The 25,731-nt window shown below is 47.0% G+C and carries 22 protein-coding genes, 5 tRNA genes and 1 rRNA gene; 13 read left to right on the top strand and 15 right to left on the bottom strand.

From position 1 onward, the window contains the following. Positions 1-6: 6 nt before the first annotated feature. The 9 genes from cdaR to AC1RRX_RS15650 form a co-directional block, all read right to left on the bottom strand. Positions 7-1,446, bottom strand: a complete 1,440-nt coding sequence (cdaR, locus tag AC1RRX_RS15690) for a CdaA regulatory protein CdaR (RefSeq protein WP_007408012.1) — start codon at positions 1,444-1,446, stop codon at positions 7-9. Continuing rightward, positions 1,439-2,260, bottom strand: coding sequence for a diadenylate cyclase CdaA (gene cdaA / locus AC1RRX_RS15685; RefSeq protein WP_003156763.1), 822 nt, complete (start codon positions 2,258-2,260; stop codon positions 1,439-1,441). The genes cdaR and cdaA overlap by 8 nt, the downstream gene beginning before the upstream one ends. A gap of 165 nt (positions 2,261-2,425) precedes the next feature. Beyond that, on the bottom strand, positions 2,426-3,052 hold the full coding sequence (gene rsiW, locus AC1RRX_RS15680; RefSeq protein ID WP_011996220.1) for an anti-sigma-W factor RsiW: 627 nt from the start codon (positions 3,050-3,052) through the stop codon (positions 2,426-2,428). Positions 3,053-3,065: 13 nt separating this feature from the next. Beyond that, positions 3,066-3,629, bottom strand: a complete 564-nt coding sequence (gene sigW, locus AC1RRX_RS15675; RefSeq protein ID WP_003156766.1) for an RNA polymerase sigma factor SigW — start codon at positions 3,627-3,629, stop codon at positions 3,066-3,068. A gap of 231 nt (positions 3,630-3,860) precedes the next feature. Continuing rightward, a tRNA-Gln gene (locus AC1RRX_RS15670) sits at positions 3,861-3,932 on the bottom strand. A 4-nt stretch (positions 3,933-3,936) separates the two neighbouring features. Continuing rightward, positions 3,937-4,021, bottom strand: a tRNA-Tyr gene (locus tag AC1RRX_RS15665). A 19-nt stretch (positions 4,022-4,040) separates the two neighbouring features. Continuing rightward, a tRNA-Thr gene (locus tag AC1RRX_RS15660) sits at positions 4,041-4,113 on the bottom strand. Between the two features lie 5 nt (positions 4,114-4,118). Next, positions 4,119-4,194 (bottom strand) — tRNA-Val (locus AC1RRX_RS15655). A gap of 3 nt (positions 4,195-4,197) precedes the next feature. Continuing rightward, positions 4,198-4,269 (bottom strand) — tRNA-Glu (locus AC1RRX_RS15650). A gap of 180 nt (positions 4,270-4,449) precedes the next feature. On the opposite strand from AC1RRX_RS15650, the gene AC1RRX_RS15645 reads away from it, so the two are divergent. The 12 genes from AC1RRX_RS15645 (at position 4,450) to AC1RRX_RS15590 (ending at position 18,009) form a co-directional block, all read left to right on the top strand. Continuing rightward, complete coding sequence (locus AC1RRX_RS15645; protein WP_007408014.1) at positions 4,450-4,902, top strand: 2-thiouracil desulfurase family protein; 453 nt, start codon at positions 4,450-4,452, stop codon at positions 4,900-4,902. An 18-nt stretch (positions 4,903-4,920) separates the two neighbouring features. Further along, the gene (locus AC1RRX_RS15640) at positions 4,921-5,397 is read left to right on the top strand and encodes a GNAT family N-acetyltransferase (protein ID WP_064107795.1); all 477 of its coding nucleotides are present in this window, start codon (positions 4,921-4,923) and stop codon (positions 5,395-5,397) included. Between the two features lie 99 nt (positions 5,398-5,496). Then, a complete protein-coding gene (gene murQ, locus AC1RRX_RS15635; protein WP_144464812.1) occupies positions 5,497-6,426 on the top strand; it encodes an N-acetylmuramic acid 6-phosphate etherase in 930 nt (309 codons plus the stop codon). Positions 6,427-6,554: 128 nt separating this feature from the next. Then, positions 6,555-7,922, top strand: a complete 1,368-nt coding sequence (locus tag AC1RRX_RS15630; RefSeq protein ID WP_061861099.1) for a PTS transporter subunit EIIC — start codon at positions 6,555-6,557, stop codon at positions 7,920-7,922. An 18-nt stretch (positions 7,923-7,940) separates the two neighbouring features. After that, a complete protein-coding gene (gene pbp4b, locus AC1RRX_RS15625) occupies positions 7,941-9,224 on the top strand; it encodes a penicillin binding protein PBP4B (protein WP_144464810.1) in 1,284 nt (427 codons plus the stop codon). A gap of 46 nt (positions 9,225-9,270) precedes the next feature. Next, on the top strand, positions 9,271-11,184 hold the full coding sequence (locus AC1RRX_RS15620; RefSeq protein ID WP_144464808.1) for a glycoside hydrolase family 3 protein: 1,914 nt from the start codon (positions 9,271-9,273) through the stop codon (positions 11,182-11,184). A gap of 15 nt (positions 11,185-11,199) precedes the next feature. Continuing rightward, positions 11,200-12,444 (top strand): exo-beta-N-acetylmuramidase NamZ family protein, encoded by a 1,245-nt coding sequence (locus tag AC1RRX_RS15615; RefSeq protein WP_144464806.1) that lies wholly within the window; start codon positions 11,200-11,202, stop codon positions 12,442-12,444. Between the two features lie 137 nt (positions 12,445-12,581). Further along, positions 12,582-14,177 carry a bacillibactin transport transcriptional regulator Btr gene (gene btr, locus AC1RRX_RS15610; RefSeq protein ID WP_144464804.1) on the top strand — a complete coding sequence of 532 codons (1,596 nt, stop codon included), beginning with the start codon at positions 12,582-12,584 and terminating at the stop codon, positions 14,175-14,177. An 87-nt stretch (positions 14,178-14,264) separates the two neighbouring features. Further along, positions 14,265-15,221, top strand: coding sequence for an ABC transporter substrate-binding protein (locus AC1RRX_RS15605; protein ID WP_003156778.1), 957 nt, complete (start codon positions 14,265-14,267; stop codon positions 15,219-15,221). 19 nt (positions 15,222-15,240) lie between these two features. After that, positions 15,241-16,248 carry a FecCD family ABC transporter permease gene (locus AC1RRX_RS15600; protein ID WP_144464802.1) on the top strand — a complete coding sequence of 336 codons (1,008 nt, stop codon included), beginning with the start codon at positions 15,241-15,243 and terminating at the stop codon, positions 16,246-16,248. A gap of 1 nt (position 16,249) precedes the next feature. Further along, entirely contained in the window at positions 16,250-17,260 is a 1,011-nt protein-coding gene (gene feuC / locus AC1RRX_RS15595) for an iron ABC transporter permease FeuC (protein WP_144464889.1), read from the top strand. Further along, positions 17,257-18,009, top strand: a complete 753-nt coding sequence (locus AC1RRX_RS15590; protein WP_144464800.1) for an alpha/beta hydrolase — start codon at positions 17,257-17,259, stop codon at positions 18,007-18,009. The genes feuC and AC1RRX_RS15590 overlap by 4 nt, the downstream gene beginning before the upstream one ends. Here the strand turns inward: AC1RRX_RS15590 and AC1RRX_RS15585 are convergent. From AC1RRX_RS15585 to AC1RRX_RS15565, 5 genes are all read right to left on the bottom strand, one after another. Next, a complete protein-coding gene (locus AC1RRX_RS15585) occupies positions 17,998-18,939 on the bottom strand; it encodes a bile acid:sodium symporter family protein (RefSeq protein ID WP_114354912.1) in 942 nt (313 codons plus the stop codon). The two genes, AC1RRX_RS15590 and AC1RRX_RS15585, sit on opposite strands and share 12 nt — an antisense overlap. A 150-nt stretch (positions 18,940-19,089) precedes the next feature. Further along, the gene (locus AC1RRX_RS15580; protein ID WP_144464798.1) at positions 19,090-20,523 is read right to left on the bottom strand and encodes a SulP family inorganic anion transporter; all 1,434 of its coding nucleotides are present in this window, start codon (positions 20,521-20,523) and stop codon (positions 19,090-19,092) included. A gap of 231 nt (positions 20,524-20,754) precedes the next feature. Continuing rightward, a complete protein-coding gene (locus tag AC1RRX_RS15575; RefSeq protein ID WP_038456747.1) occupies positions 20,755-21,801 on the bottom strand; it encodes a zinc-dependent alcohol dehydrogenase in 1,047 nt (348 codons plus the stop codon). Continuing rightward, a complete protein-coding gene (locus AC1RRX_RS15570; protein ID WP_007408028.1) occupies positions 21,776-22,726 on the bottom strand; it encodes an inositol monophosphatase family protein in 951 nt (316 codons plus the stop codon). The genes AC1RRX_RS15575 and AC1RRX_RS15570 overlap by 26 nt, the downstream gene beginning before the upstream one ends. Continuing rightward, the gene (locus AC1RRX_RS15565) at positions 22,723-23,991 is read right to left on the bottom strand and encodes an aspartate aminotransferase family protein (protein ID WP_015388774.1); all 1,269 of its coding nucleotides are present in this window, start codon (positions 23,989-23,991) and stop codon (positions 22,723-22,725) included. The genes AC1RRX_RS15570 and AC1RRX_RS15565 overlap by 4 nt, the downstream gene beginning before the upstream one ends. Positions 23,992-24,219: 228 nt before the next feature. Between AC1RRX_RS15565 and AC1RRX_RS15560 the strand changes: the two genes are divergently transcribed. Further along, positions 24,220-25,431 (top strand): MFS transporter, encoded by a 1,212-nt coding sequence (locus AC1RRX_RS15560; RefSeq protein ID WP_181005566.1) that lies wholly within the window; start codon positions 24,220-24,222, stop codon positions 25,429-25,431. Between the two features lie 95 nt (positions 25,432-25,526). Here AC1RRX_RS15560 and rrf read toward each other — a convergent pair. Further along, positions 25,527-25,642: ribosomal RNA gene (gene rrf / locus AC1RRX_RS15555) — 5S ribosomal RNA — on the bottom strand. Between the last annotated feature and the right edge of the window lie 89 nt (positions 25,643-25,731).

Below are 25,731 nucleotides of genomic sequence, written 5' to 3'. Positions count from 1 at the left end.
CCTTTTTCATTCTGTTGAAGAAGAATCAGCGCTTGATCCGTCTTCATCCTGGTCTTGATTTTGATCCTGGTTTTGACTTTTATTCTGATCGCTGTCAGTGTCGTCTTCCCGGTTCTTGTTCTTGTCTTTGTCTGCGTCTCCGCTTGTGCCGTTCTTATTGCCGGAATCAGCGGAACCGCCGTTATTTTTATTTGAACTTGAGTTTTTCTTAGAAGTCAGCTTGATCTTAACCGTGTCTTTTGACAGGGACCATGTGACGTTTTGCGGGCCGTTTACTTCTAGCTTTACAGAGTGCTCTCCGTCATCCAAGTCCGAGACATTGGCATACAGTTCAATGTCCGACTTTTTCAGCGCCTTAATGTTGGCGGGGGAGCCTTTGGCCGTAATATTTATCGCCTGCGATTCAGGATCGAGAAACTCAATCTGCTGTGAGCCTCCCAGTCCGACCGTCTTGATTCCGACATTGTCAAAATCCTTTTTGTCTTCACTGTCCACTTTAACATGAAGCGTGATTTTTTCCGGTGATACCTTAGTGACACCCTTAGGAAGCGGGATATCGGCATTGATATCGGTATCTTTATCAATTTTGCCTAAATCAAGAGATACGCCGTCAATAAATTCAAGTGAATCCAGCACATCCTGCGGGCCGTAAACCGTCACCTCACTCGGATTCGAGTCAATGCTCGCAACGCTCACTCCGTCCGGAAGACTTCCCTTCCTTTCGATTTTGAAAGGAAGCTTTTTGCTCGGACTGGCTACGGGAACCGTCACTTTAATGACTGACGGTTCAACATCAACAGGAAGTGCGTTGCCGTCTTTGTCATAGACGGTCACCTTCACTTCCTTTTCAATGGTCTCATTTGCATTTTCAAGGTTCACGGATGCTTTGACAAGTGAAATGTTATCAATCACATTTTTCGAACCTGTAATCTGCACGTTTTTCGGGCTGATAATCGGCTGCTGAGGGGTGTATCCCTTTTTCATTTTGCTTTTATTGTAGTATTCAACTTCCACGGGAAAACTCTCAGCCGTTTTTTCCTGAATCGTAACCGTCGTGACTGACGGGTTAATGGAGATCGTCAGTCCGTCCGATACGTTTTTCGCCTTCAATTCGACCTTATGAGTCCCGGTCTTCAGCTTATTCATATCGGCGTATATCTCAAAATTCTTTGTCTGTCTCGCCTTTTTCACCGCGCTTGTCGAGCCTTTAATCGTGACATTTACGGTCTGGGGCACGCCGGTGACGACATAGTTCGCTTCATCATAGTATGCTTTTACAGGAATATCAGTAAGCGTAGCCTCGTCAGTCGTTGATGTCGGAAAAAAGGATTCCCCCGGCTTTTTCGGAGTCGGCGCCTGGTTGTTGTTAACCGCAACGTAAAGCAGCAGCGCAAAGAGCAATGCAATGATCTTTACAGCCCAGCGGTTGTTTAAGAATTTATCCATTTTTCTTGCCCCTCCAGTACCAGCGGTTAGAAGAAGTATCTCTGGCGTTTTTCTTAAACTCGGCTTCAAGCATTTCTTTCAGTGCTTCTTCCGTCAATTCTCTGTGAAGGTCTCCGTTTTTGGCCACACTGATGGCGCCCGTCTCTTCAGATACAATAATGGTTAAGCTGTCCGTCACTTCACTGATGCCGACAGCCGCTCTGTGACGCGTCCCCAGCTCCTTTGAAATAAACGGGCTTTCAGAAAGCGGCAGATAACAGGCAGCCGCCGCAATCTCGTTATTTTTCATAATGACCGCTCCATCATGCAGCGGTGTATTCGGGATGAAGATATTAATCAAAAGCTCCGAGCTGACCTGCGCATTAAGCGGGATGCCCGTCTCAATATAATCGCCCATTCCCGTATCGCGCTCAATGGCGATGAGTGCGCCGATGCGGCGTTTCGCCATGTAGCTGATCGATTTTGTAATCGCTTCAATTGTCTTATGCTGCGCTTCCTCCACGGGGGTTCCGCTCCTGGAAAAGAACCGGCCCCGTCCGAGCTGTTCAAGCGCCCGTCTCAGCTCAGGCTGGAATATAATGATGATCGCTAAAAATCCCCATGTTATCGCTTGGTCCATCAGCCACTGAAGCGTGCTGAGTCCCAAATATGAACTGGCCATCCGGACCAAAACGATGACGACGATTCCTTTTAAAAGCTGAACCGCCTTCGTCCCGCGTATGACCATGATTAATTTATATATCACATACCAAACAAGGAGAATATCAACGGCATTGCCGAGGTATTGCAAAAATGGGATGTCCTCAAAAGCCATTTCCTCGTCCTCCAAGAATTCAGTCATTTCGTTTTTCTGTTATGAATTGTGCTGCATGAGCAATATGTACATCATATAGCGTGCTCATTATACCACATTTTGATTTCTCAAGTGAAATGAGCCAGAGCGGCGATGCACAAAAAAAGAGTAAAGCGATTATACGCTTTACTCATCTTCACTCGGGTCCAAAGCGCTCACGACGCCCTGGCCCGCCGATTTCAGTTCGTACCAGACCCAGTCAAACAATTGGTTAATCTCTTCAATCTGCCCGGTGACTTGTCCGGCTGAGGCCATGTATTTTTCTCCGTTGACGACGGTCACATTGCCGTCGACTTTTCCTTCAATGAACAGCTTGCCGTTTTTTACTGTGACATCGCCCTTTACGGTCTCGCCTTCAGGGACGGTGACCGTGTGATTCTGCACGACAAGGTTCGGCTGTTTGGACACACTGAAATTGTGGTCATTATGCCAGCTGTTGAAAAAACCGCCGCCCATTAAAATCACAAAAACCGCTGCGGCTGCAATCATCGGATGAGTTTTGATCCATCGTTTTACAGAAGCGCGTTTTTTCTCTTTTGGAAGATTCGCCATAACTTTGGCAGTAAAATCAGCAGGGGCCGTGACATGCGATGTGCTTCGGACGAGTGCTACGGATTTCTCCATTTCATGAAAATGCCGTTTGCAATTCCCGCATGACTGCAAATGTTGTTTTAATACGTTTTCATCTTCAGGAAGGATATCTCCATCAAGATGCTTATGCATAAGCTGCACGATCTGTTCAGGACAGCTCATTTCATCACCCCACTTAAAGATCCCTCAATTGTTTTCTAAGAGCCTCTCTGCCTCTGTGTATCCTTGTCTTGACGGTGCCGACAGGGATATTCAGAATCTCCCCGATTTCAATTAAAGAGAGTTCGTCAATATACTTTAATACAATAACCGTTCTGTACTTGTCAGGCAGCTTTAAAATCTTTTTCTGAATTGTGTCCGACAGCTCCAATGACAATACGGCGTCTTCAGGGAGAACCCCGTCCGCGGCGATCTGCGAATACATCGTCAGCCCTTCTGCTCCCGCTACTTCTGCGTCCAGATAGTAATCAGGCTTTTTCTTGCGGATGCGGTCAATGGTCAGGTTGGTCGCAATTCTGTAAAGCCACGTTGAAAACTTTCTGTTGATATCGAAACTGTCGATATTGACATACGCTCTGATAAAAGCTTCCTGCGCAATATCTTCCGCTTCGTGAACATTGCCGAGCATGCGGTAGCAAAGCTGGTAAATCTTATCTTTATAAAGGTCAACGATTTCTGCAAACGCATTTTGATCGCCTTTTTTGACTTGCTTGATTCTTTTTTTAATCAGGTTTTCCATGTTTTATCTTACCTCTGCCCTTCACCGGTCTGTATCTATACGTTGATTGTTTTAAAAGGTTTCATTTTTTTTATTACATTTATTTTACCAAATTTCAGGCAGCGTGTAGATGGAAAATACAGAATATACTGCCTTAACAGCAGCTTAAAAATAGTATATCTGATGAACAATCAGAAATCGAAACAAAATGCTGATAAAAAAAAGACACCTTTATGCAAAAGGTGTCTGAGACTGGGCTAGCTGGATTCGAACCAACGCATGACGGAGTCAAAGTCCGTTGCCTTACCGCTTGGCTATAGCCCAAAAATGGTGGAGGGGGGCAGATTCGAACTGCCGAACCCTGAGGGAGCGGATTTACAGTCCGCCGCGTTTAGCCACTTCGCTACCCCTCCGTATTTTTTTGAAAAACAGTGCCGGCCAGAGGACTTGAACCCCCAACCTACTGATTACAAGTCAGTTGCTCTACCAATTGAGCTAGGCCGGCAAATATGGTGGAGGATGACGGGCTCGAACCGCCGACCCTCTGCTTGTAAGGCAGATGCTCTCCCAGCTGAGCTAATCCTCCATATGACCCGTACGGGATTCGAACCCGTGTTACCGCCGTGAAAGGGCGGTGTCTTAACCGCTTGACCAACGGGCCGTTGTGTCCGCGTCGAGCTGACAAAAGTTATTATATACAGGTTGTACCCCATTTGTAAAGAGGAAAATTATTTTTTTTATTTTCAAACTTTTTTACCCGTTTTTTAACTGAAAAACTCATCCCTCCTCTCTTATTTCATTTATGATGAAAGTATCAAAATATTGAAGGGAATGGACACAGATGATCTTAGTCAGCTCTTGTCTCGGCGGTATCGAATGCAGGTATAACGGCTCTCACGCCGCTTCGGAAAAAATCCGCAGACTCGTAGAAGAAAAGAAAGCTGTTATGGTCTGCCCCGAACTTTTGGGCGGCTTCACCACTCCCCGCGAACCGGCGGAAATCATCGGCGGCACGGGCGAAGACGTGCTGAACGGAACAGCAAGAATCGTAACGGCATCAGGCGAAGACGTTACGGCTTTATATATGGACGGCGCGGAAAAAACATTAGCATACGCAAAAGAAATAGGCGCCGCCACGGTCATCCTTAAAGAAAACAGTCCGTCCTGCGGCAGCAGCTTTATCTATGACGGCACTTTCTCAGGGAAAAAAATAATCGGAGACGGCATCACTTCCGCTCTTTTAAAACGGGCAGGCTGCCGTGTTCTATCAGAAGATGAATTGGATCAATTATAAAAAAGGAGAGTAGATATCATGGATGTAGCCCTGTCCTTTTATAAACCGGAGCATGCAGACGGACTGAACGGGTTTGTGCTGAGTGAAGAAGATAAAAAGTTCACAGCTCTGCCGATAGATGTACTGCCGCAGGCTCTTGTCATCCGGGATCGCTACCCGACAGTCATTTTAAATGAAGACCGCCCCGTCGGTTTTTTTATTTTACATACCTCAAAAGAAACCATTGCCCCGTATTCGAATAATGTGTCTGCCATTTTGCTGAGTGCGCTGTCCTTACATGCGCCGCATCAGGGAAAAGGTTATGCCAAACAAGCGATGCTGCAGCTCCCCGCTTTTGTCGCAAATTACTTTCCTTGGTGTGATGAAATCGTGCTTGCTGTAAACCATCGCAATCATCGTGCAAAGAACCTGTACCGGTCTTCCGGTTTTATTGATAAAGGTCGTCGCAGGATCGGCCCCATCGGTGAACAGCACATTCTGCATCATTTTTTGTGAAAGCGCTTGATTATCCATCTCATCCCTGCCGATTTTTCTTGAAACATCTATTCAGAAGCCCATATACTTCAAGTATTAACGACTTGGGAGGGTACAATCATGACAGACCGGCTTAACATTCACAGATTGACCACAGAAACCAGAAATCCGCAGACCGCTTCAATCCATCAAGCAGACACGATGGAAATTCTCCGCATCATTAACGAAGAGGATTTCAAAGTGGCTGAAGCCGTTCAGCAGGTGCTGCCCGATATTCAGATTGCCGTTCAATTCGCCCATCAATCATTACGGCGAAACGGCAGGCTGATTTATGCGGGAGCGGGCACAAGCGGCAGACTCGGTGTACTGGATGCGGTTGAATGCCCGCCTACATACAGCGTAAGTCCCGACACCGTCATCGGTCTGATGGCCGGAGGAGCAGACGCCTTTTTGCAAGCGGCTGAAGGTATAGAAGACAGCGAGGAAACCGGCGCTCTCGATCTCAAAACGATCGGGCTTACCGCAGAAGACACCGTGATCGCCATCGCGGCAAGCGGGCGCACGCCGTATGCGGCCGGTGCGCTGAAATACGCAAAAACAATCGGCGCCAAAACCGTCGCGCTCACATGCAATAAACACTCATTGATCAGCACTTATGCCGATCACAGCATTGAAGTCGTCGTCGGCCCCGAAGTGATTACAGGGTCAACACGAATGAAAGCGGCGACGGCACATAAAATGATTCTGAACATGATTTCCACGGCCGTGATGATCAAAAGCGGCAAAGTGTACGAAAATTTAATGGTGGACGTTCATGTCAGCAACGAAAAATTGAAAGAACGCGCAATCGGCATTATCCAAAGCATCACGGGCGTTCCGTACGACAAGGCAAAAGAAACGCTTGAGGCCGCAGGCAGCCATGTCAAAACGGCAATCGTCATGCTGAAGACGAATTCAGACGAAACACAAGCGAAGGCACTGCTCAAAGAAGCAGACGGCTTCATTGACAAAGCCATTGAACAGCACGTTTCAAAAGAAAAAGAACGCTGATCGTTCTTTGGTGAAAAATAATGTGCTTTTATGAGCCCGCGCCGTTTTCATGATCGGCGCAGGCGCTTTTAGGACGCGTTTCAGGCACAGCTCCCCGGGAAAAATCGCACGGAAAAAGGAGGATCTCCATGAGCAAAGAGGCATTTTATCAGTCACTGGCCAAAGACATCCTGGACAATTGCGGCGGTTCATCGAATATTTCAGGCTTTACCCACTGTATGACACGCCTGAGGATTACACCTTTAGATCGGGACAAAACGGATATTGAAGCGCTGAAACGGCTTGACGGGGTAATAGGCGTCGTCGAAGCCGAAACACTGCAAATCATTCTCGGCACGGGTGTCGTCAATCATGTCGCCGACGCTTTCGCAAAACTTATGTCATCCGGAAAAAACATTGATTTAAAAGAAGCCGCCTCACGGAAAAAAGCCGATCTCAACAGAAAAAACACCACACCCATCACACTGTTTCTGAGAAAAATATCAAGCATCTTCATTCCCCTTATTCCCGCACTCATTGCATCAGGTTTAATCACCGGTATTACGAAAGCCGTCATTCAGGCCGGCTGGCTCCCGAAAGAATCCCAAATCGCACTTATTTTAACGGTTATCGGTTCAGGCTTATTCGCTTACCTCGGCGTCCTTGTCGGCATCAATGCGGCGAAGGAATTCGGCGGGACACCTGCGATGGGCGGCCTTGCGGGCATATTGATCCTTAACCCTGAGATCGCCAATATCAGTTTGTTCGGAGAGAATCTGCTCCCTGGCAGGGGAGGATTAATCGGCGTTCTTTTCGCTGCGGTTTTTATCGCTTATACCGAACGGTTTATCAGAAAGTACGTCCATCAATCCATCGACATTATCGTCACGCCTACATTGTCTTTACTTATCACCGGGCTGGTGACATATGTCGTTTTTATCCCTGCAGGCGGTTTTATTTCTGATCTGATTACATCAGGTTTATTGTCGCTGCTGAATGTCGGGGGAGTGCTCTCAGGGTTTGTACTGGGAGCCGCCTTCCTGCCGCTTGTCGTCACCGGCCTGCATCAGGGCTTGACTCCCGTACATTTGGAATTAATCCGATCAATCGGAGATGACCCGCTTCTTCCGATTCTCGCGATGGGAGGCGCGGGTCAAGTAGGGGCGGCCTTCGCCATCTTTATGAAAACAAAAAAAGCCTCATTGAAAAGAGCGATCGGCGGAGGACTTCCATCCGGTCTGCTCGGAATCGGAGAGCCGCTCATCTTCGGCGTCACGCTCCCGCTCGGCCGGCCGTTTTTGACGGCGTGTTTAGGGGCGGGAATCGGCGGCGCCTTTCAAGCCCATTTTCAGGTGGCTACTTTTTCAATCGGTGTCTCCGGCCTTCCGCTCTCGTTTCTCGTACAGCCGGCTCAAATCGTTTTGTATATCATCGGTCTCTTCATCTCTTACGCGGCGGGCTTTGTCTTCACTTATGCGTTCGGATTTAAGGATGACATGGCTGCTGAATTTGAATAAACCGGGAGGGATCAGAATATGAAAACACTGACAGCCGCCATACTCACAATGGTCATCAGCCTCTCTTTTCTGCCGCAGCACAAAGCCGAAGCCCAATCCAAATTATACGACGCAGCAAAGCTCAGAAAGGTTGATCAAATGATTGAAAAAGACATTGCAGCAGGATTCCCCGGAGCCGTCCTCGTCGTCGTAAAGGACGGACGGGTGATCAAAAAGAAAGCATACGGCTACAGCAAAAAATATGACGGGAACACCCTTTTATCCCGTCCGAAAAAAATGAAAACATCAACCATGTTTGATCTAGCTTCCAATACAAAAATGTACGCGGCGAATTTTGCATTACAGCGACTCGTCAGCCAGGGAAAGCTTGATGTGTATCAAAAAGTCTCGGCTTACCTTCCTGATTTCAAAGACAGAAAAAGCGATCCGATTCAAGAAAAAGACCGCATTCGCGTCATCGATGTGCTCCAGCATCAATCCGGTCTGCCGGCAAGCTTTTATTTCTATCAGCCGGACACCGCAGGCCCTTTGTATTCACAAGAACGGGATAAAACGATCCGTTTTCTCACCCAAATCCCGCTTGCATACAAACCGGGAACAAAACACGTATACAGCGATATCGGTTACATGCTTCTCGGCTGCATCATTGAAAACATAACCGGAAAAACCCTTGATGCCTATGCGGAACAAGAACTGTACAAACCGCTGAAACTGACGCACACACTGTTCAATCCGCTGCAAAAAGGCTTTAAAGAAAAATCATTCGCAGCTACTGAACGTTTAGGCAACACACGTGACGGAGTCATCCGTTTCCCTCACATCAGGACGTATACGCTGCAGGGGGAAGTTCACGATGAAAAAGCATTTTACTCAATGGGAGGGGTGTCCGGTCACGCCGGGCTGTTTTCCAGAGCTGATGACATGGCCGTCCTTCTTCAAGTCATGCTGAACGGAGGCAGTTATAAACACGTTTCTCTCTTCAATAAAAGAACGGCCGATTTGTTCACCACGGCGGCATCCTCTGATCCGACTTTCGCTCTCGGCTGGCGGAAAAACGGCAGCCCGGATATGGAGTGGATGTTCGGCCCTTATGCAAGCAGGCAGGCATATGGCCATACGGGATGGACCGGCACCGTCACGATTATTGATCCCGCTTATAAGCTGGGGATCGCACTTTTGACCAATAAAAAGCATTCCCCCGTCGTCAGTCCCGGTGAAAACCCGAATGTTTTTGAAGGGGATCTTTTTCCGACCGGAAGCTACGGCAGCATCATAAAAACGATTTATGAAGCCATTGAATGACAACCCATGTCTTTTGTCCAAACTATGACGGCAGGAGGGCACCATCATGAAACTTGTTATCTCAGCTGTATTACTGTTGTTCATTGTTTTCGGCACGCATCATGTATCGACAAAACCGGACATTCCGTCACAGGCGGAACAAGCGGTATCCCGTATGACATTAGATGAAAAATTAGGGCAGATGCTCATGCCTGATTTTCGCAATTGGCAAAAAAAGGGGCAGTCATCACCTGAGGCTCTTACCCAAATGAATAAAGAAGTCGCAGGGCTTATTCAAAAGTACCGGTTCGGCGGCGTTATTTTATTTTCAGAAAATGTAAAAAACACTGAACAAACGGTACGCCTGACAGATGCCTTTCAAAAGGCGAGCCCTGACATTCCGCTATTATTAAGCATTGATCAGGAGGGCGGCATCGTAACTAGACTTGGTGAGGGCACTCATTTCCCAGGCAATATGGCGCTCGGAGCCGCTAGAAAAACAGCCTACGCGTCCCAGACCGGCGCCATTATCGGGAAAGAACTGAAAGCACTGGGCATTAATACGAACTTCGCTCCCGTTCTCGATATCAATAATAATCCCGGAAATCCTGTCATCGGCGTCAGGTCCTTCAGTTCAGACCGAGATCTGACAGCTTCACTCGGTCTTGCCTCAATGAAGGCTCAGCAAAAGCAGGATGTCGCTGCCGCCGTCAAACATTTCCCGGGACACGGCGACACGGATGTCGACAGCCACTACGGCCTTCCGCTTGTCACCCACAATCAAGAAAGGCTGCGTCAGATTGAACTTTATCCGTTCCGGAAGGCCATTCAGGCCGGAGCTGATATGATCATGACAGCCCATGTGCAATTTCCCGCGTTTGACGATACAACCTATAAAAGCAAGCTGGACGGTTCAGACATCCTCGTACCCGCCACGCTCTCGAAAAAAGTGATGACTCATCTTCTCCGTGAGGAAATGGGCTTTAACGGCGTCATCGTCACGGATGCATTAAATATGAAAGCCATTGCCGATCATTTCGGCCAGGAAGAGGCGGTCGTCATGGCCGTAAAAGCAGGAGTCGATATTGCCCTGATGCCGGCCCAAGTGACATCGCTGCAAACAGAAAACCGCTTTGCCCGGGTTCATTCCGCATTAAAAAAGGCGGTACAAAAAGGGGATATTCCGCTTCAGCAAATTAACAAATCAGCGGAACGTATCATTTCCCTGAAAATAAAACGAGGGATATATCCCGCCCCGAAAGAGACAAATCTGAAAAAGAAGATTGCAAAAGCAAAGAAAACCGTCGGCAGCAAAAATCACCTAAAAGCTGAAAAACAAATCGCGGAAAGATCCGTCACCGTCTTACAAAACAAAAACCGCACGCTCCCATTCAAACCGAAAAAGAACAGCCGCGTTCTCATTGCCGCTCCATATGAAGATCAAACAGCGTCAATGGAACAAACCATTCGGCAGCTCATCAAAAAGAAAAAAATCCGGCCGGTAACCATCAGTAAAATGAACTTTGCCGAGCGTACATTTCATTATGAACACAAAAAGCAGATATCTGACGCTGATTACGTGATTACAGGCTCATATGTTGTGAAAAATGATCCTGTCGTAAACGACGGCGTGATTGACGATTCCGTTACAGATCCCGGCAAGTGGACGACTGCATTTCCGCGGGCCGTCATGAAAGCCGCACAATCGAACCAAAAACCCTTTGTGCTGATGAGCCTGCGTAATCCATATGACGCTGCGAACTTTGAAGAAGCTGAAGCCCTTATCGCAGTCTACGGCTTTAAAGGATATACAGACGGACAATTTCTCCAGCCAAACATTCCGGCAGGTATTGAAGCGATATTCGGACAGACAACACCGCAAGGCAGGCTGCCCGCTGACATTCCTTCCGTCACGCATCCGGGAACGACACTGTATCCTTATGGTTTCGGTATCAATCTGAAGACCGGAAAACCGCTTTAAACAGGAGGACTGATCATGAAAACACAAACGGCTGCGCTTCTTGCCGGATTAGTCGTCATCAGTGCTATGACGGCAGTCTCGGCGGCTTCTGACAGAAACCTTCATACCGCCAAGAAACCAAGCATCCAAACAGGCATCGACCGCCTGCTGAAAGATTATAAACAGGAACTGAAGGGAAAAAGGGTCGGGCTGATCACCAACCCGACCGGTGTGAACAATTCATTGAAAAGCAGCGTTGACGTGCTGTATGAGGCACCAGACATCCATTTGACGGCATTATTCGGACCGGAGCACGGTGTCCGCGGCGATGCTCAGGCCGGAGACAAAGTCACATCGTATATAGACGAAAAAACAGGGCTTCCCGTCTACAGCCTGTACGGGGAAACGAGGAAACCGACGCCTGACATGCTGAAAGATACAGATGTACTGATTTTCGATATTCAGGATGTCGGAACGCGATACTACACCTACATTTATACAATGGCCTATGCAATGGAAGCGGCAAAAGAAAAAGGCATTCCTTTTTATGTCTTGGACCGGCCGAATCCGCAAGGCGGACGAAATCCGGACGGCCCGGTTCTTGAACCGGATTACGCTTCATTTGTCGGACTGTATCCGATCCCGCTGAGGCACGGCATGACGATCGGTGAGCTTGCTCTTTTATTCAATAAAGAGTTTCATATTGGCGCCGACCTAACCGTCGTAAAAATGAAGCGCTGGAAGCGGACGATGACGATTGAAGATACCGGTCTGCCGTTCGTCCTCCCTTCGCCTAATATCCCGACTCCGGACAGCATATTCGCATATTCGGCGACAGGACTAATCGAAGGTACAAACGTATCCGAAGGAAGGGGCACGACAAAGCCGTTTGAACTGATCGGCGCGCCTTATATGAAAAGCACCGAGCTCGAAGAACGCCTGAACAGTCTCAAGCTTCCGGGCGTCACCTTCAGAGCCGCATCATTTATCCCCAGCTTCTCCAAGCACCAGGGCAAGCTGTGCCACGGCGTACAAGTCTACGTAACAAACAGAAACACATTTGAAGCGGCAAAAACAGGGCTTTCCATTCTGAAAACCATGCATGACTTATATCCGAATGACTTTTCATTCTTGCCGACAGGCTCTTTTGACAAGTTGATCGGTAACGGCTGGGTACGCAAAAAAATAGAAAAAGGCACTTCCATTGAAGACATCACCGGCACATATCAACGCCGGCTGGACCAATTCAAAACTCTAAGAAAACAATACCTCATATACTGACAACATTCGTGTTACACGTGTAACATTTTGACGCATTTCACATTTCCGCTTTTTATAGGAAAACATTCATTTATTTGGTACAATTTAAATGATAACAGTTATCATTTAAATGAATGTTTCCTAAAAGGTGGTTTCTCATGAAAAACACATTATTCTTTCAGCCCATTGATATCATCTCCGTAAAAAAAACAGCCGACCTTCTGTCAGAGCATCAGCTCACTGATTCCCCCGTATTGATCTTTCATGTGAAAGGCGAGGGACAAATTGATATCGGAACAGACAGCTTTCCGCTGCAGAAGGAAACGCTCTACATCTGTCCTTGTGATGAGACATTCAATATTGCCCCTATACCGTCAGGCGGCATCCATTTGTATATCGTCAGACTCCGTGTTTTCTCCTATTCATCAGATGATGAAGCGATGCTTCCGGATAACGGGGAAGACATCTTCCACGGACTTCAGCAAATGAATTTACAAACGGTTGATCATTTGACAAGCCGGCTTCAGTCACTTTCTGAAAATGCGCGATCGGCGGATGCATTGCAGAAAATGAAATATACAGCCGACTTTCAGCAGCTGATGTACGACCTTTATGCCGCAAAAGTATGCCATCAAAATAATACGAAAGCGGCGATCGAACAGACAAAACAATTCATACATGCTCAGTCCGACACAAAAATCACGCTCACCCAGCTCGCTCATATGGCGGGAATCAGTCCCAAGCATTACAGTGAAACCTTTAAAAAACTATACGGGCAGAGCGTAACTGAATATATCACAGACATCCGCATAACCAATGCGAAAAAACTGATGGCCAAGGCAAACTGCAAACTGCGGGAAATCGCTCATCAAATCGGCTACCAAGATGAATTTTATTTCAGCCGCATCTTTAAAAAACATACCGGCAGCTCACCTACAAGCTATATGAAAAAAAGGCGCACAAAAATGGCCGCGTACGGAAAAGAAACGATGGGGCATCTGATTCCTCTGCATCACGTGCCTTATGCTGCGGCGCTGCACCCGAAATGGACGGCCTATTATTACAAACAATTCTCTTCCGATATTCCGGTTCACCTGAGTGCTTACCGCTATAATGCAAATTGGGAAGAGAACCTGCACACGCTTTCCCAAGCTGCCCCGGACATCATTTTCAGTCTTGATTCTGTCAGTGAAGAAGAAAAACAGCGCCTGAATGACATCACTGACGTTTTTTACCTTCCGGCTCAAAAGAATTGGAGAGACCAGTTTCTTCGCACAGCCGCATATTTGAATGAAGAGCAGGAAGCGCGGCACTGGCTTAAAGCTTATCAAAGTCTCGCCCATTCAGCGAAAGATGCTCTGAAACACGTGCGGCATCAGCGGTTCTTATTTGTCCGTGTATATAAAGAAAATATGTACATCGCCCATAACAACAGTATTGAGGATGTCTTCTTCGGTGATTTAGGCTTTGCCTCCGCAAAACCGGAATCTTTTGCTCCTGACGAAAAGATTTCCTTGGACATGCTGGCGGATTGCCAGGCTGACTGCATCATGCTTTTCACTTGTAAAGAACCGGAAACGCTTCGTTATTTTCAGCGGATTCAGCAGACCGGGATATGGCAGAACCTTAGAGCCGTCAGCAATAAACGCGTGTTTCCCATATCATCTGACCCGTGGATTGAATATTCTCCAAGCGGACATCAGCGGATGATCGAGCAAAGCATTTCCATTTTATCCGAAGATCGTCCATGGTAATGCCGGAAATTATCCATGGTCTTATCCCTGTTCATTCTCTATAATTCCAATTGATAATAGTTATCAATTGAACAGGAGGAACAATAGATGAAGAAATTGGCATTCGCTTTCATGATTTTGCTTTTGGCTTTCACGGCCGCGGCTTGCGGAAGCTCAGAAACATCTGATACAGCAAGTAAAGGAAAGGACGCTTCTTCAGATAAAAAGAAAATCGAATATCTCGGAAAAACATATGAAGTCAAAGCGCCGACTGACAAAATCGCCATTACAGGCAGCGTAGAATCAATGGAAGACGCCAAATTGCTTGACGTTCATCCGGCAGGGGCAATTTCTTTCTCCGGCAAATTCCCGGAACTGTTTAAAGATATTACAGATAAATCCGTATCTACGGGAGAAAAAATGCAGCCGAATATGGAAAAAATTCTTGAGCTGCAGCCGGACGTCATTCTGGCATCAACCAAATTCCCGGAAAAAACGTTGAAAAAATTGAGCGGCACCGCTGAAACGATCCCTGTCTCTCATATCTCATCAAACTGGAAAGAAAACATGATGCTGCTCGCCCAGCTTACAGATAAAGAGAAAAAAGCGAAAAAAATCATCGCAGATTACGAACAGGACCTGAAAAAGACAAAAACAAAGATCAACAGCAAAGCGAAACAATCAAACGCGCTGGTCATCAGAATCAGACAAGGCAATATTTATATTTATCCTGAACAAGTTTATTTCAACTCCACGCTTTACGGTGATTTAGGCCTGAAGGCGCCGGACGAAGTCAAAGCGGCGAAAGCGCAGGAACTGATTTCTCTTGAAAAATTAAGCGAAATGAACCCTGACCATATCTTCGTACAATTCTCTGATGACGAAAATGCAGATAAGCCGGACGCTTTGAAAGACTTAGAGAAAAATCCGATCTGGAAGAGCCTGAAGGCAGTCAAAAAAGACCATGTATACGTCAATACGATTGATCCATTAGCCCAAGGCGGAACCGCGTGGAGTAAAATCAGCTTCTTACAGGTTGCGGCTGACAAATTGACTCAAGACTAATAAAGAGTAGGTTTTTCACATGTATGCAAAACGGCGGACACACATGATTATCATTGCTTCACCGATTGCCATTGTTCTGACACTGCTGCTTTCCGTTTTATACGGCGCAAAGCAGCTTGACTTCCATACCGTGTTCTCCGCATTGCTGCACTTTAATCCGGAGAATACCGACCATCAGATCATATGGCATTCAAGAATCCCGAGGGCTGCCGGCGCTATGTTTATCGGCGCCGCCCTTGCTGTTTCCGGAGCGCTCATGCAGGGAATCACACGGAACTATCTGGCCTCGCCTTCGATCATGGGTGTGTCGGACGGCTCCGCTTTTATCATCACCCTTTGCATGGTATTGCTCCCTCAATCGACATCCATTGAAATGATCATATACTCGTTTATCGGTTCCGCATTCGGCGCCGCTCTTGTTTTCGGGCTGGCCTCCATTCTTCCCGGCGGTTTTACCCCGGTGCAGCTTGCCATTATTGGAACGGTGACCAGTATGCTTCTCAGCAGTCTGTCGGCTGCACTTTCGATTTATTTTCAAATTTCGCAGGATCTCAGTTTTTGGTACAGTGCGAGACTGCATCAAATGAACCCTGATTTTTTGAAACTGGCCGTCCCGTTTTTTGCGATCGGAATCATCACGGCCATGATTCTCAGCAAAAAGGTCACTGCCGTATCATTAGGAGACGACATTTCAAAAAGTCTGGGACAGCAGAAAAGAACCATCAAACTCATGGCGATGGCGGCCGTTGTCATATTGACCGGAAGCTCGGTGGCACTCGCCGGAAAAATTGCCTTTGTCGGTTTGGTCGTTCCGCACATCACACGTTTTCTCGTCGGATCGGATTACAGCAGGCTGATCCCATGCGCGTGCATCATCGGCGGCGTCTTCCTGACCCTTTGCGATCTTGCCAGCCGATTCATCAATTATCCGTTTGAGACGCCTATTGAAGTTGTCACTTCTATCATCGGTGTTCCTTTCTTTCTTTATTTGATTAAAAGAAAAGGAGGGGATCAGCGTGGTGCGTAAAATGGCCGAAATTTATATCATTCTGATTGCTCTCATATTGCTCGTAAGCTATTTCAGCATGACAAGCGGTTCTTTTTCCGCAAAGCCGGGTGAACTGCTCAGTACGCTTTTCCGCATCCATCCGAATCCGCAATATGACATTTTGCTGTTTCAGCTGAGGCTGCCGCGCATTGTCATGGCTGCTGCCATCGGGCTCGGATTGGGGATAGCCGGAGCCGTTATTCAGGCCATTACCAAAAACGGTCTTGCCGATCCCGGTATTTTGGGCATTAATGCAGGAGCCGGAGCCGGAATCGTCACGTTTATGCTTCTGTTTCAGGGACAATCTGAAGCGACGGCACTTGCCTCTGCGATGGGTATGCCTGTCTTTGGCCTCATCGGAGGATTGATGGCGGCCGTGCTGATCTATATTTTCGCCTGGCACCGGGGGCATCTGGAATCGGGCAGAATTATTCTCGTCGGGATCGCCATGAATTCCGGATTCAGCGCGCTGTCTTTATTTCTTTCATTAAAAATGGACCCGCAGGATTATGAGATGGCGATGGTTTGGAAAAACGGCAGCATCTGGTCGGCAAACTGGATGACCATTACGGCAATCCTTCCGTGGCTGATCGTGTTCATTCCTCTGCTTATGGCGAAAACGTCATTGCTGGATACCATTCGTTTCGATGAGGACACGGTGAAAAGCCTCGGTGTTTCAACCAATAAAGAAAAAACGATTTTACTCATTGCCTGCATCGCTTTGATCAGCGCATGTGTAACCGCAGCGGGCAGCATGGCATTTGTCGGACTGATCGCGCCTCATATTTCCCGCAGGCTCGCCGGGATTGAGCACAGATACTCATTACCGGTCAGCGGATTGGTCGGTATGCTCCTCGTCATATCCGCCGACTTTGCGGGCAAATTGTTCTTTCAGCCTTCAGAAGTGCCGGCGGGAATTATTCTTGCGATTCTCGGCGTTCCTTATTTCTTTTTTCTTCTGTTTAAGCAAAAGAAGGGGCTGGATGCATGAGAGGCACCCTTACAGAACACCGGATAAACGGAAAGGAATGCACTGTGTATCTTCCTCCCTCCTATTCGGTTCAAACAGGGGCTTTACCCTGTGTGTACGTACTGGACGGGGGTTCTTTGTTTTTAGAACAGATGGATAACCTTGAATCCCAATTTGCGAACGGTACACTTCCCGAATTGATTTTCATCGGCATCAAACCGGCTGACAGGCTCGATGAGTACACGCCGTGGCCCGCGCCTTCCCTGAGCCCTGCGTTTCATGATTTCGGCGGCAAAGGGAGGCTCTTTCTCGAGGAGCTGACAAATGTCATCATTCCAACTGTAGAAGATATGCATCACATTTCTGCACATCCGGAAACGAGAGGACTGATCGGCGCGTCATTAGGCGGACTGTTTTCGATATACGCGATGCTCCAAAAGCCTGAAATATTCGGCAGAATCGGTTGTATTTCCGGTTCCTTCTGGTATGAAAAATCAGCAGATTATGTCCGCTCCGCATCTTTGCGTCCGGCACGGCGGCGTATCTTTATGTCTGTCGGCAGCCGTGAAGCAGCACAAAAACGTAACATCCAAAACGCCATGATCCGACTAAATAAAGACGTGTACGAAAACCTGAGGCAAAAAGGCTTTTCTCAAGCTCAGCTCTTATTCACGATCGAAGAGGGCGCCGTGCACCATCAAGAAGCGTTCAAACGACAATTCAATGCAGCACTAAGCTGGCTGTACGGAAAAAACCGCTCACGTAGCTGAGCGGTTTTTTTCGTACTTCATCACGACCGGCTTAAGTTCAAAGCGTCTCAGCAAATAGCCGAACAAAGCGGCAAGGATTTGCTGAAAGAGCATCCCGATGACGACCGGAACCGCCACTTGAGACGGAAAAAAAGAAACGGCGAGAACGGCTCCGGCGCTGATATTGCGCATGCCCCCCGTATAAATCAGAGACACAATTTCATCCTGGCTCCGCTTCATCAGCCTTCCGATCAGCCATGCCACGGCATAACCCGTCATGGCAATAAAAAATACCATGCCTGCGATGCCCGCAAATTTGATATCCACGTGCGTGACATACGGCGCGATTTCAGAACTGTTAATGGCAATGACAATCATCAGACAGATTTTTGAAAAAGGAGCCAGCGAACGGCTTATTGCCTGAGTCCTTACCGGCGGGGAAAACTGGTTGACTATCATCCCTGCGATGGATGGAATTACCACCATCTCCGCCAGCCCTTTCATCATTCCCCACACATCCATCTGAACATTCGCCCCGGCCAGGACAGACAGGCTTAACGGTACGATAAAAGGAGAAAGCACGGTATCAACCAGGATAATAGACAGCGTCAATCCGACATTCCCCTTATACATCGCAGCCCAAATCAAACTCGTAATTCCGGTCGGAATCACCACACCCATAATCAGCCCCGTCACAGTTAAAGGGTCACCGCTGAAAATCAGATGGCCGCTTCCCCATGCAAAAACAGGCATGAAAATATGCAGAACAAACAATGCCATGATCATCGGGAGCGGCTTCTCGATACTGCGCTTCAGCGAATGAAAATTGGCACTCAGACTGCCCGTAAATGTAATAAATGCAAATATCCACGGCACAGCGCCGGCCATCCAGCTGATATGCTGAGATAACAGCACACCCGCCGCCACACTTGACGGAGTCAAAAGCGGCATGATTCTCCCCAACACTTGGTTCAACTTCTGAAGCCACATCATATGCAAGTCTCCTATATACGGTTTTCAAGTCTCATTCATTATAACAATGCACCCCGGCAAATTTAACCGAAAAAAAGCCCGGATATATTCATCCGGACTTCACAAATTCTATGCCATTTGTTTCATTAAATCTCGGCTTTTCTGATTTAATCCCTTTAATTCAGCCTCAATTCCGTATTCTTTACATTTGGCGACAATTTTCTCAAGAGCCGCTGCTCCCGAATCATCCCACACGTGGGCATCGGTCAAATCAATGACAATCCGCTTCACGTCTTCATCATAAACGATGGCATTCGTGAGCTCAAACACGGAAGCAAAAAAGATCTGTCCCGTTACCTTATAAGTTCTGACATCTTTCTGTTCGGAATGTGACACAATCTTCAGCTTAGAAATTTTCGCCGTAAAAAAGATCGCGCTTAGCAGCACACCCGCGAAGACACCCTTTGATAAATCATTTGTCAGGACGACCGTCATGACGGTAATAACCATAACGATCGAATCAGTAAGGGGCGCTTTCCGCAAACCTTTAATCGATGACCAGTCGAACGTGCCGATAGACACCATAACCATCACGGCCACCAGCGCAGCCATCGGAATTTTCACGACGATACCGCTTAATACGGCAATTAAAAACATTAAAAACGCGCCGGCGGTAAAAGCCGATAATCGGCCGCGTCCGCCGGCTTTCGTATTAATGACAGACTGGCCGATCATGGCGCACCCGGCCATGCCTCCGAAAAATCCGTTCACAATATTGGCGATGCCTTGTCCGCGGCTTTCTTTGTTCTTATCACTATCCGTATCCGTCATTTCATCAATGATCTGGGCTGTCAGCAATGACTCGAGCAATCCGACGAAAGCAAGCGCCAGAGAATACGGGAAAATAATCCGCAATGTCTCAAACGTCCACGGAACATCCGGTATCAAGAAATGCGGAAGTGAACTTGTAATCCCGCCCATATCACCGACCGTGCGGACATCCGCATGGAAGACCACCGCAATGATCGTCATGACAATAATCGCCACCAGCGGAGACGGCACAGCCGTCGTAACCTTCGGCAATAGATATATGATAGCCAGTGATCCGGCAAGCATGGCGTACATGACCCATGAGGCTCCTTTGAACTGGGGCAGCTGCGCAGAAAAAATCAAGATCGCCAAAGCATTCACAAATCCGATCATGACCGAACGCGGAATAAATTTCATCAATTTCGCTATCTTACTGACACCAAGAATAAATTGAATAATACCTGTCAAAATGGTTGCCGCAAACAAATACTGCAGCCCGTAATCAGCCACCAATGTCACCATGACAACCGCCATTGAACCCGTAGCGGCTGATATCATTCCCGGTCTGCCGCCGAAGATAGAAATAATAATCGCGATACAAAATGATGCATAAAGGCCGACCATCGGATCGACACCTGCAATAATTGAAAATCCGATCGCCTCGGGGATCAGAGCGAGGGCAACCAGAATACCGGCCAGAATGTCTTTACGGACATTCCCGAACCATTGCTGCTGTAACGTATAATCTTTCAAATGATAACGACTCCTTTTCTCTATAAAAATCCGCACCCTATCAGTTGGAAACATTGATTTTCATCTGGGGAATATGAGGCAAACTTACGGGGAAAAAGAGGACACGCTCAGAGTATAATGTCGTTGAGGAAAGGAATTGTTAACAAAGAGTATCATATTAAACTTTAATGAAATGTGCAAGACCGTATAAATAAGAAAAGAAAACGACTCTCACTGGAGCCGTTTCCGCTTTTATAAAAGTTCCGGATCAGACACAAGAATCGTTTTTATTGCGCTGATATCCTTTCTTTCTTTTGTCACCGGGTCGATGCCCATGAGATGATCAATGGCTTCTTCATAATTCTTCAGTTCCGTCTTTTCCGTAATAAGATCATAGAGCTGCGGAAGGTCGGACGCGCATGCTAACGCGGCTTCCATGATCTGGCGGGCTTCACCTGTGCCTACAATCGTCACGCCGTTTGACAGCAGCTGGTACGGCCTGACCGTCATCTCATACGTATCATCAAAGCCCATCGGCACGATTCTGCCTCCCTTTTCAATAAAAGGATAAGCCCAATCAAGCTGATTGCCGATCGCGTCAAAAATCACATCAAATTTTCTTCCTTGATTAATCCGTTTCACTTCATCCACGGTTAATGCTTCAGGGTGGTAGACATAATCAGATATCCGGCTCGCCGCCTCGCTTCGGAAACTGCCTATTTCAGTCGCAACCGTCAATCGCGCCAGTTTTTTCACCATCATTTGCACAAGCAGTCCGATCGGTCCCGACCCCAAAACCAAGACCGAGTCCTCCGGCTGAATCGAAGCCTTGTCCACAACATTCAGCACACAGGAGAGAGGCTCAACCAATGTGGCCCGCTCCCATTCCATTGAATCCGGAATTCTGTACATGAACCTGTCTTCCCCCACGTAATATTCCGCAAACGTTCCGTGCGCCCCGATTCCGAGCTGCCAATCCTCGAAGGTTTCGCAATAACACGTCAGCCCTCTCCGGCAATAATGACATTTCCCGCAAAACTGCGTAGGATCTATCACGACGCGGTCTCCGACTTTTACATTTGTCACGTCCGGTCCGATTTCCACGACCGCTCCCACCGATTCATGCCCCATAATCATATGATGGGTTGCATTCATTTTTCCTTTCAGCACATTTAAGTCCGTTCCGCAGATACCGGTGCCGAAAATTTTCACTTTCACATCATTGGATTTCCGAATTTGAGGCTCGTCCACCTCTTGATATTCAAGCTTATCATTAGGAGTCCAGACCAACGCCTTCATATTTCTCTTCCTTTCTGCCCCAGCGGATTTGGTCTAACAATGTTTGATGAAGCTCCTTCGTTGATGCCGCAATACATGATTGCTGATTCTGATAACTTAAATCTGTCAGAAGCGTTTCGTCCAAAGACCGGCCGTACGCATCCGTAATGACCACTCCCGCCTTCTTCGCCAAAAAGACGCTTGCGGCAATATCATAAGGAAACAAATGCAGCACCTCTCCGTTCCCGACCTGCTGAAAATCTGAAAGCAGCTTCGGATCATCTTTCAGCAGACGATTGCCGATATCCACATAAGCATCCATCTGCCCCGTGATAATTCGTGAAATCGAATAAGAAGCGCTGTTGAAAACAAAAACCCCGCCATTATTGGCCGACTGGTCAATCAGATGGCCGTATGCGTCCGTCATCAGCTGCGCCGGATGCCCGTTAAATTCAAGGCTCCAAAACATATTTTTAATATCCCGCACTCCGCTCAAATTCGGCAATTCTCCATGATACCCTTCAAAATGAATGGCATCGCTGTATATATCACCGTACATATAAGCGCCTGATTTCAATTCAAGTAAAAAAGCAAACTCGATATCCTTAATCTTTGCGTTTGGCTTATACGAAGCAAGCGCAATCGAAATACACGACATTTCAAGTCCTGCGGCGGCCGGGCGCGTTCCGTCTATCGGATCTACAATTAAAATATATTGCGGATCTTCTCCAATCAGCTTCAGGCCGCCATCCTCCGTGTAAAAAGCAACCGGATGGCCCTTTTCTTGAATATAATCCAGCACCGCCTCCTCAGCAGCGGCGTCTATGTTAAATTGGGCGTCGCCTCCCGGAGAATAGCCATTTACGAGCCGGTTTTTCAGCGTGCCTTTTTGATTTTTCACCTTTTGATAAACAAATTGTCCAAGCTCAATGATATAGTCTCTCACTTGATTTCCTCCAATAGCTTGCGAAGTCTGTAGCAGAGCACTTCGGCTTCACTAAGTGTTATGGTTAAAGGCGGACGGATTTTAAAGACATTTCCGAATCCGTAACGGGATGTCCGGAGAATCAGCCCGTAATCCATTGCCCGTTTTGCAATATAATTGGTCAGCTCCACATCCGGTTCATTGTTCTCTTTAACAATCTCCACACCGATCATAAGACCGACGCCTCTTACCTCAGAAATAAAAGCGAAATCCTCTTTCATCGTTTCTAAGCGATCCATAATATAATGACCGACCGTCGTTACATTTTCCAAAAATCCCGGTCGCTGCATGATATCTATGGTTTTACAAGCGGCAGCGGCGGCCATCACATTTGAGCCGTATGTGAAGGAGTGCGTATACCCCGGAAGCCCGGTATACTTGTCCTCCGTCAGAGTGGCGGCGACTTGGAAACCTGTGCCCCCGAGCCCCTTTGCTACCGTCATCATATTAGGTTTCACATCGAAGTGGTCCGCGGCAAACATTTTACCCGTCCGTCCGAACCCGGTCTGAATTTCATCAAAAATCAGAGCGATATCATGTTCATCACAAAGCTGTCTCAGCTGTTTAAAATACTCTTTAGGCGGAACGACGTTTCCACCGTTTCCGGATATCGGTTCAATAATCATGGCGGCAATTTTTCCATTGCTCGCATACTCAATAAAATCATTAATTCTTTCTACGCACAGCATACCGCATGAATCAGGTTTCTGATTATAAAAACAGCGGCTGCAATAGGGATCGGGGACTTGCAGGCCAAAAGAAATTTGCGGCGGGAAAGGTTCTTTTCTGAATGAGTTGCCGGACAAAGCGGAAGTCATATACGTTTGTCCGAGGTGGCTTCGAAATAAGGAGATGACATCGGTTTTTCCGGAGTAATACTGAGCCATTTTAATAGCTCCTTCATTTGCACCGGAACCGCTGCTGACTTTAGGGTGTACTTTTGTGAGATTATCGGGGGCGATTTCTACTAGTTTTTCTGCCAGTTTATTTACGGCGTCTGTTTGAAAAGATGATGTTACATGGATGAGCTTATCGGCTTGTTCTTTAACCGTATCAATGACCTCTTTGTTACCGTATCCTAAATTCAAGTTAAACGTGGCAGAGGCGCAATCAATGTACTCATTTCCCTCTTGATCGTACAGGTAAATCCCTTCTCCGCGCTCCATTACTACATCGTCAACACTGTAATACAAGCTGTCTGGATTCGTGATTTCCTTCGTTCCCACAAATACCACCCCTATGAAATTATTAGAATTTCGCTTTTTATCGTATAAATTATTGAAAATAATGTCAACGATCTTTCTTGTAAAAAATGTTAACAATTTGTTAACGTTACCATAATGGATGTACGAGAAAAAGTTATGTGATATAGTAACAATACTTGGATTTTTTGTAAAAACATCATGTCATACGAGTAGAGAGAAATATGATTTTACCAATAAGGAGATAAAATGATGAAAACTCGTCTGCTGTGGATAAGCTGTTTTTCTTATGGATCGATTGCTTTTACACTTGTTATTCTGGGAGCCGTACTGCCTGAGTTACTCACACATTATTCACAAAGCTACAGTAATGGCGGAGTATTGGTATTCTCTCAGTTCATGGGCTTTCTCATCGGTGTCATCGGAATGCCATACATGGTGAAAAAGCTTGGGCGCAAAAACGTCGTTATCTTTGGCCTGGCACTCATCAGCTGTGAAATGTTCATCACCTTCCTGCCGCCCTGGCCGCTGCTCTTTCTTCTCGTCAGCATCGCAGGGCTTGGCGCCGGATTGGTGGAATCCTGTGTAGGCACGATCATCCTCACCGCTATTAAAGAAAGACAGGCTGTGGCCATGAGCAAGATGGAAGTGGCCTACGGATTAGGTGCGCTGTTCATGCCTCTGCTCTCAGGCTTTCTTATCAACAACCACATGTGGACAATTGCTTTTTTAGTATTAGGGTTATCCAGTTTTGCACTCTTAATCGCATGGAAGCAGATGAGTTTCGGCAGTATTGATCAGCTTCTCATCCGCAAAGAGGTCTCTTCCGATGACACTAAAAAACAAAGCACCGGTTATCGGTCACACGGATTGCTGTTTATTGCCTTGGCGGGTGCTTACTTCTTCTTTTACGGCGGCAGTGAAGTTTCCATTGTACATTTTATCCCCTCCATCTTCGCTGAGAAATGGGATATCCCCAACTCTTTGGCAACGATAACAGTTACTGTGTATTGGACGGGGATGATCATAGGAAGATTATTAACAGGCCCGGTATCAGAAAAGCTGACATATCACCGTTATCTCCGTCTCATAAGCATTGGCGGTCTGGCTGCACTTACTGTATTAGCATTAAGCAAAAACGTATGGTTCGGTTTTGCCCTTTGCTTCTTTTTAGGGCTGTTCATGGCAGGCATGTTTGCAATAGCCCTAATCATCACGAATCATTTTTATCCCGGAAAGACAGAAACGACTACCAGTATTCTGCTCGCTTCAAACGGATTAGGAGGTTCACTCCTTCCGATCGCCGTCGGCTGGAGCTTAGATGAATATCCCGCACAAACTGCGTTCTGGCTGTTTACTGCACTGATGCTCCTTATGCTGCTGATTGTGTTCAGTTTAAGAATGCTCGAAACAATAAAATCAAACAATCTTCAACATCACAACAGCAAAGCAAAATCAATGTAAAAAAAAAAGCTAATGCCTTTGAAAGGCATTAGCTTTATATATCTATGTGATCTTTCATATAAAAAACCCAGTTCATCATGAACTGGGTTAAGAAAGCTTGGCGGCGTCCTACTCTCACAGGGGGAAACCCCCGACTACCATCGGCGCTGAAGAGCTTAACTTCCGTGTTCGGCATGGGAACGGGTGTGACCTCTTCGCTATCGCCACCAAACCATTGAGAGTGTTCTCTCAAAACTAGATAACAGTAAGCATACATTCAAATTGGTTAAGTCCTCGATCGATTAGTATCTGTCAGCTCCA

The sequence above is a fragment of the Bacillus sp. GW821-FHT11D08 genome, from assembly GCF_058808515.1.
This window is presented reverse-complemented; position numbering and strand designations above follow the sequence as displayed.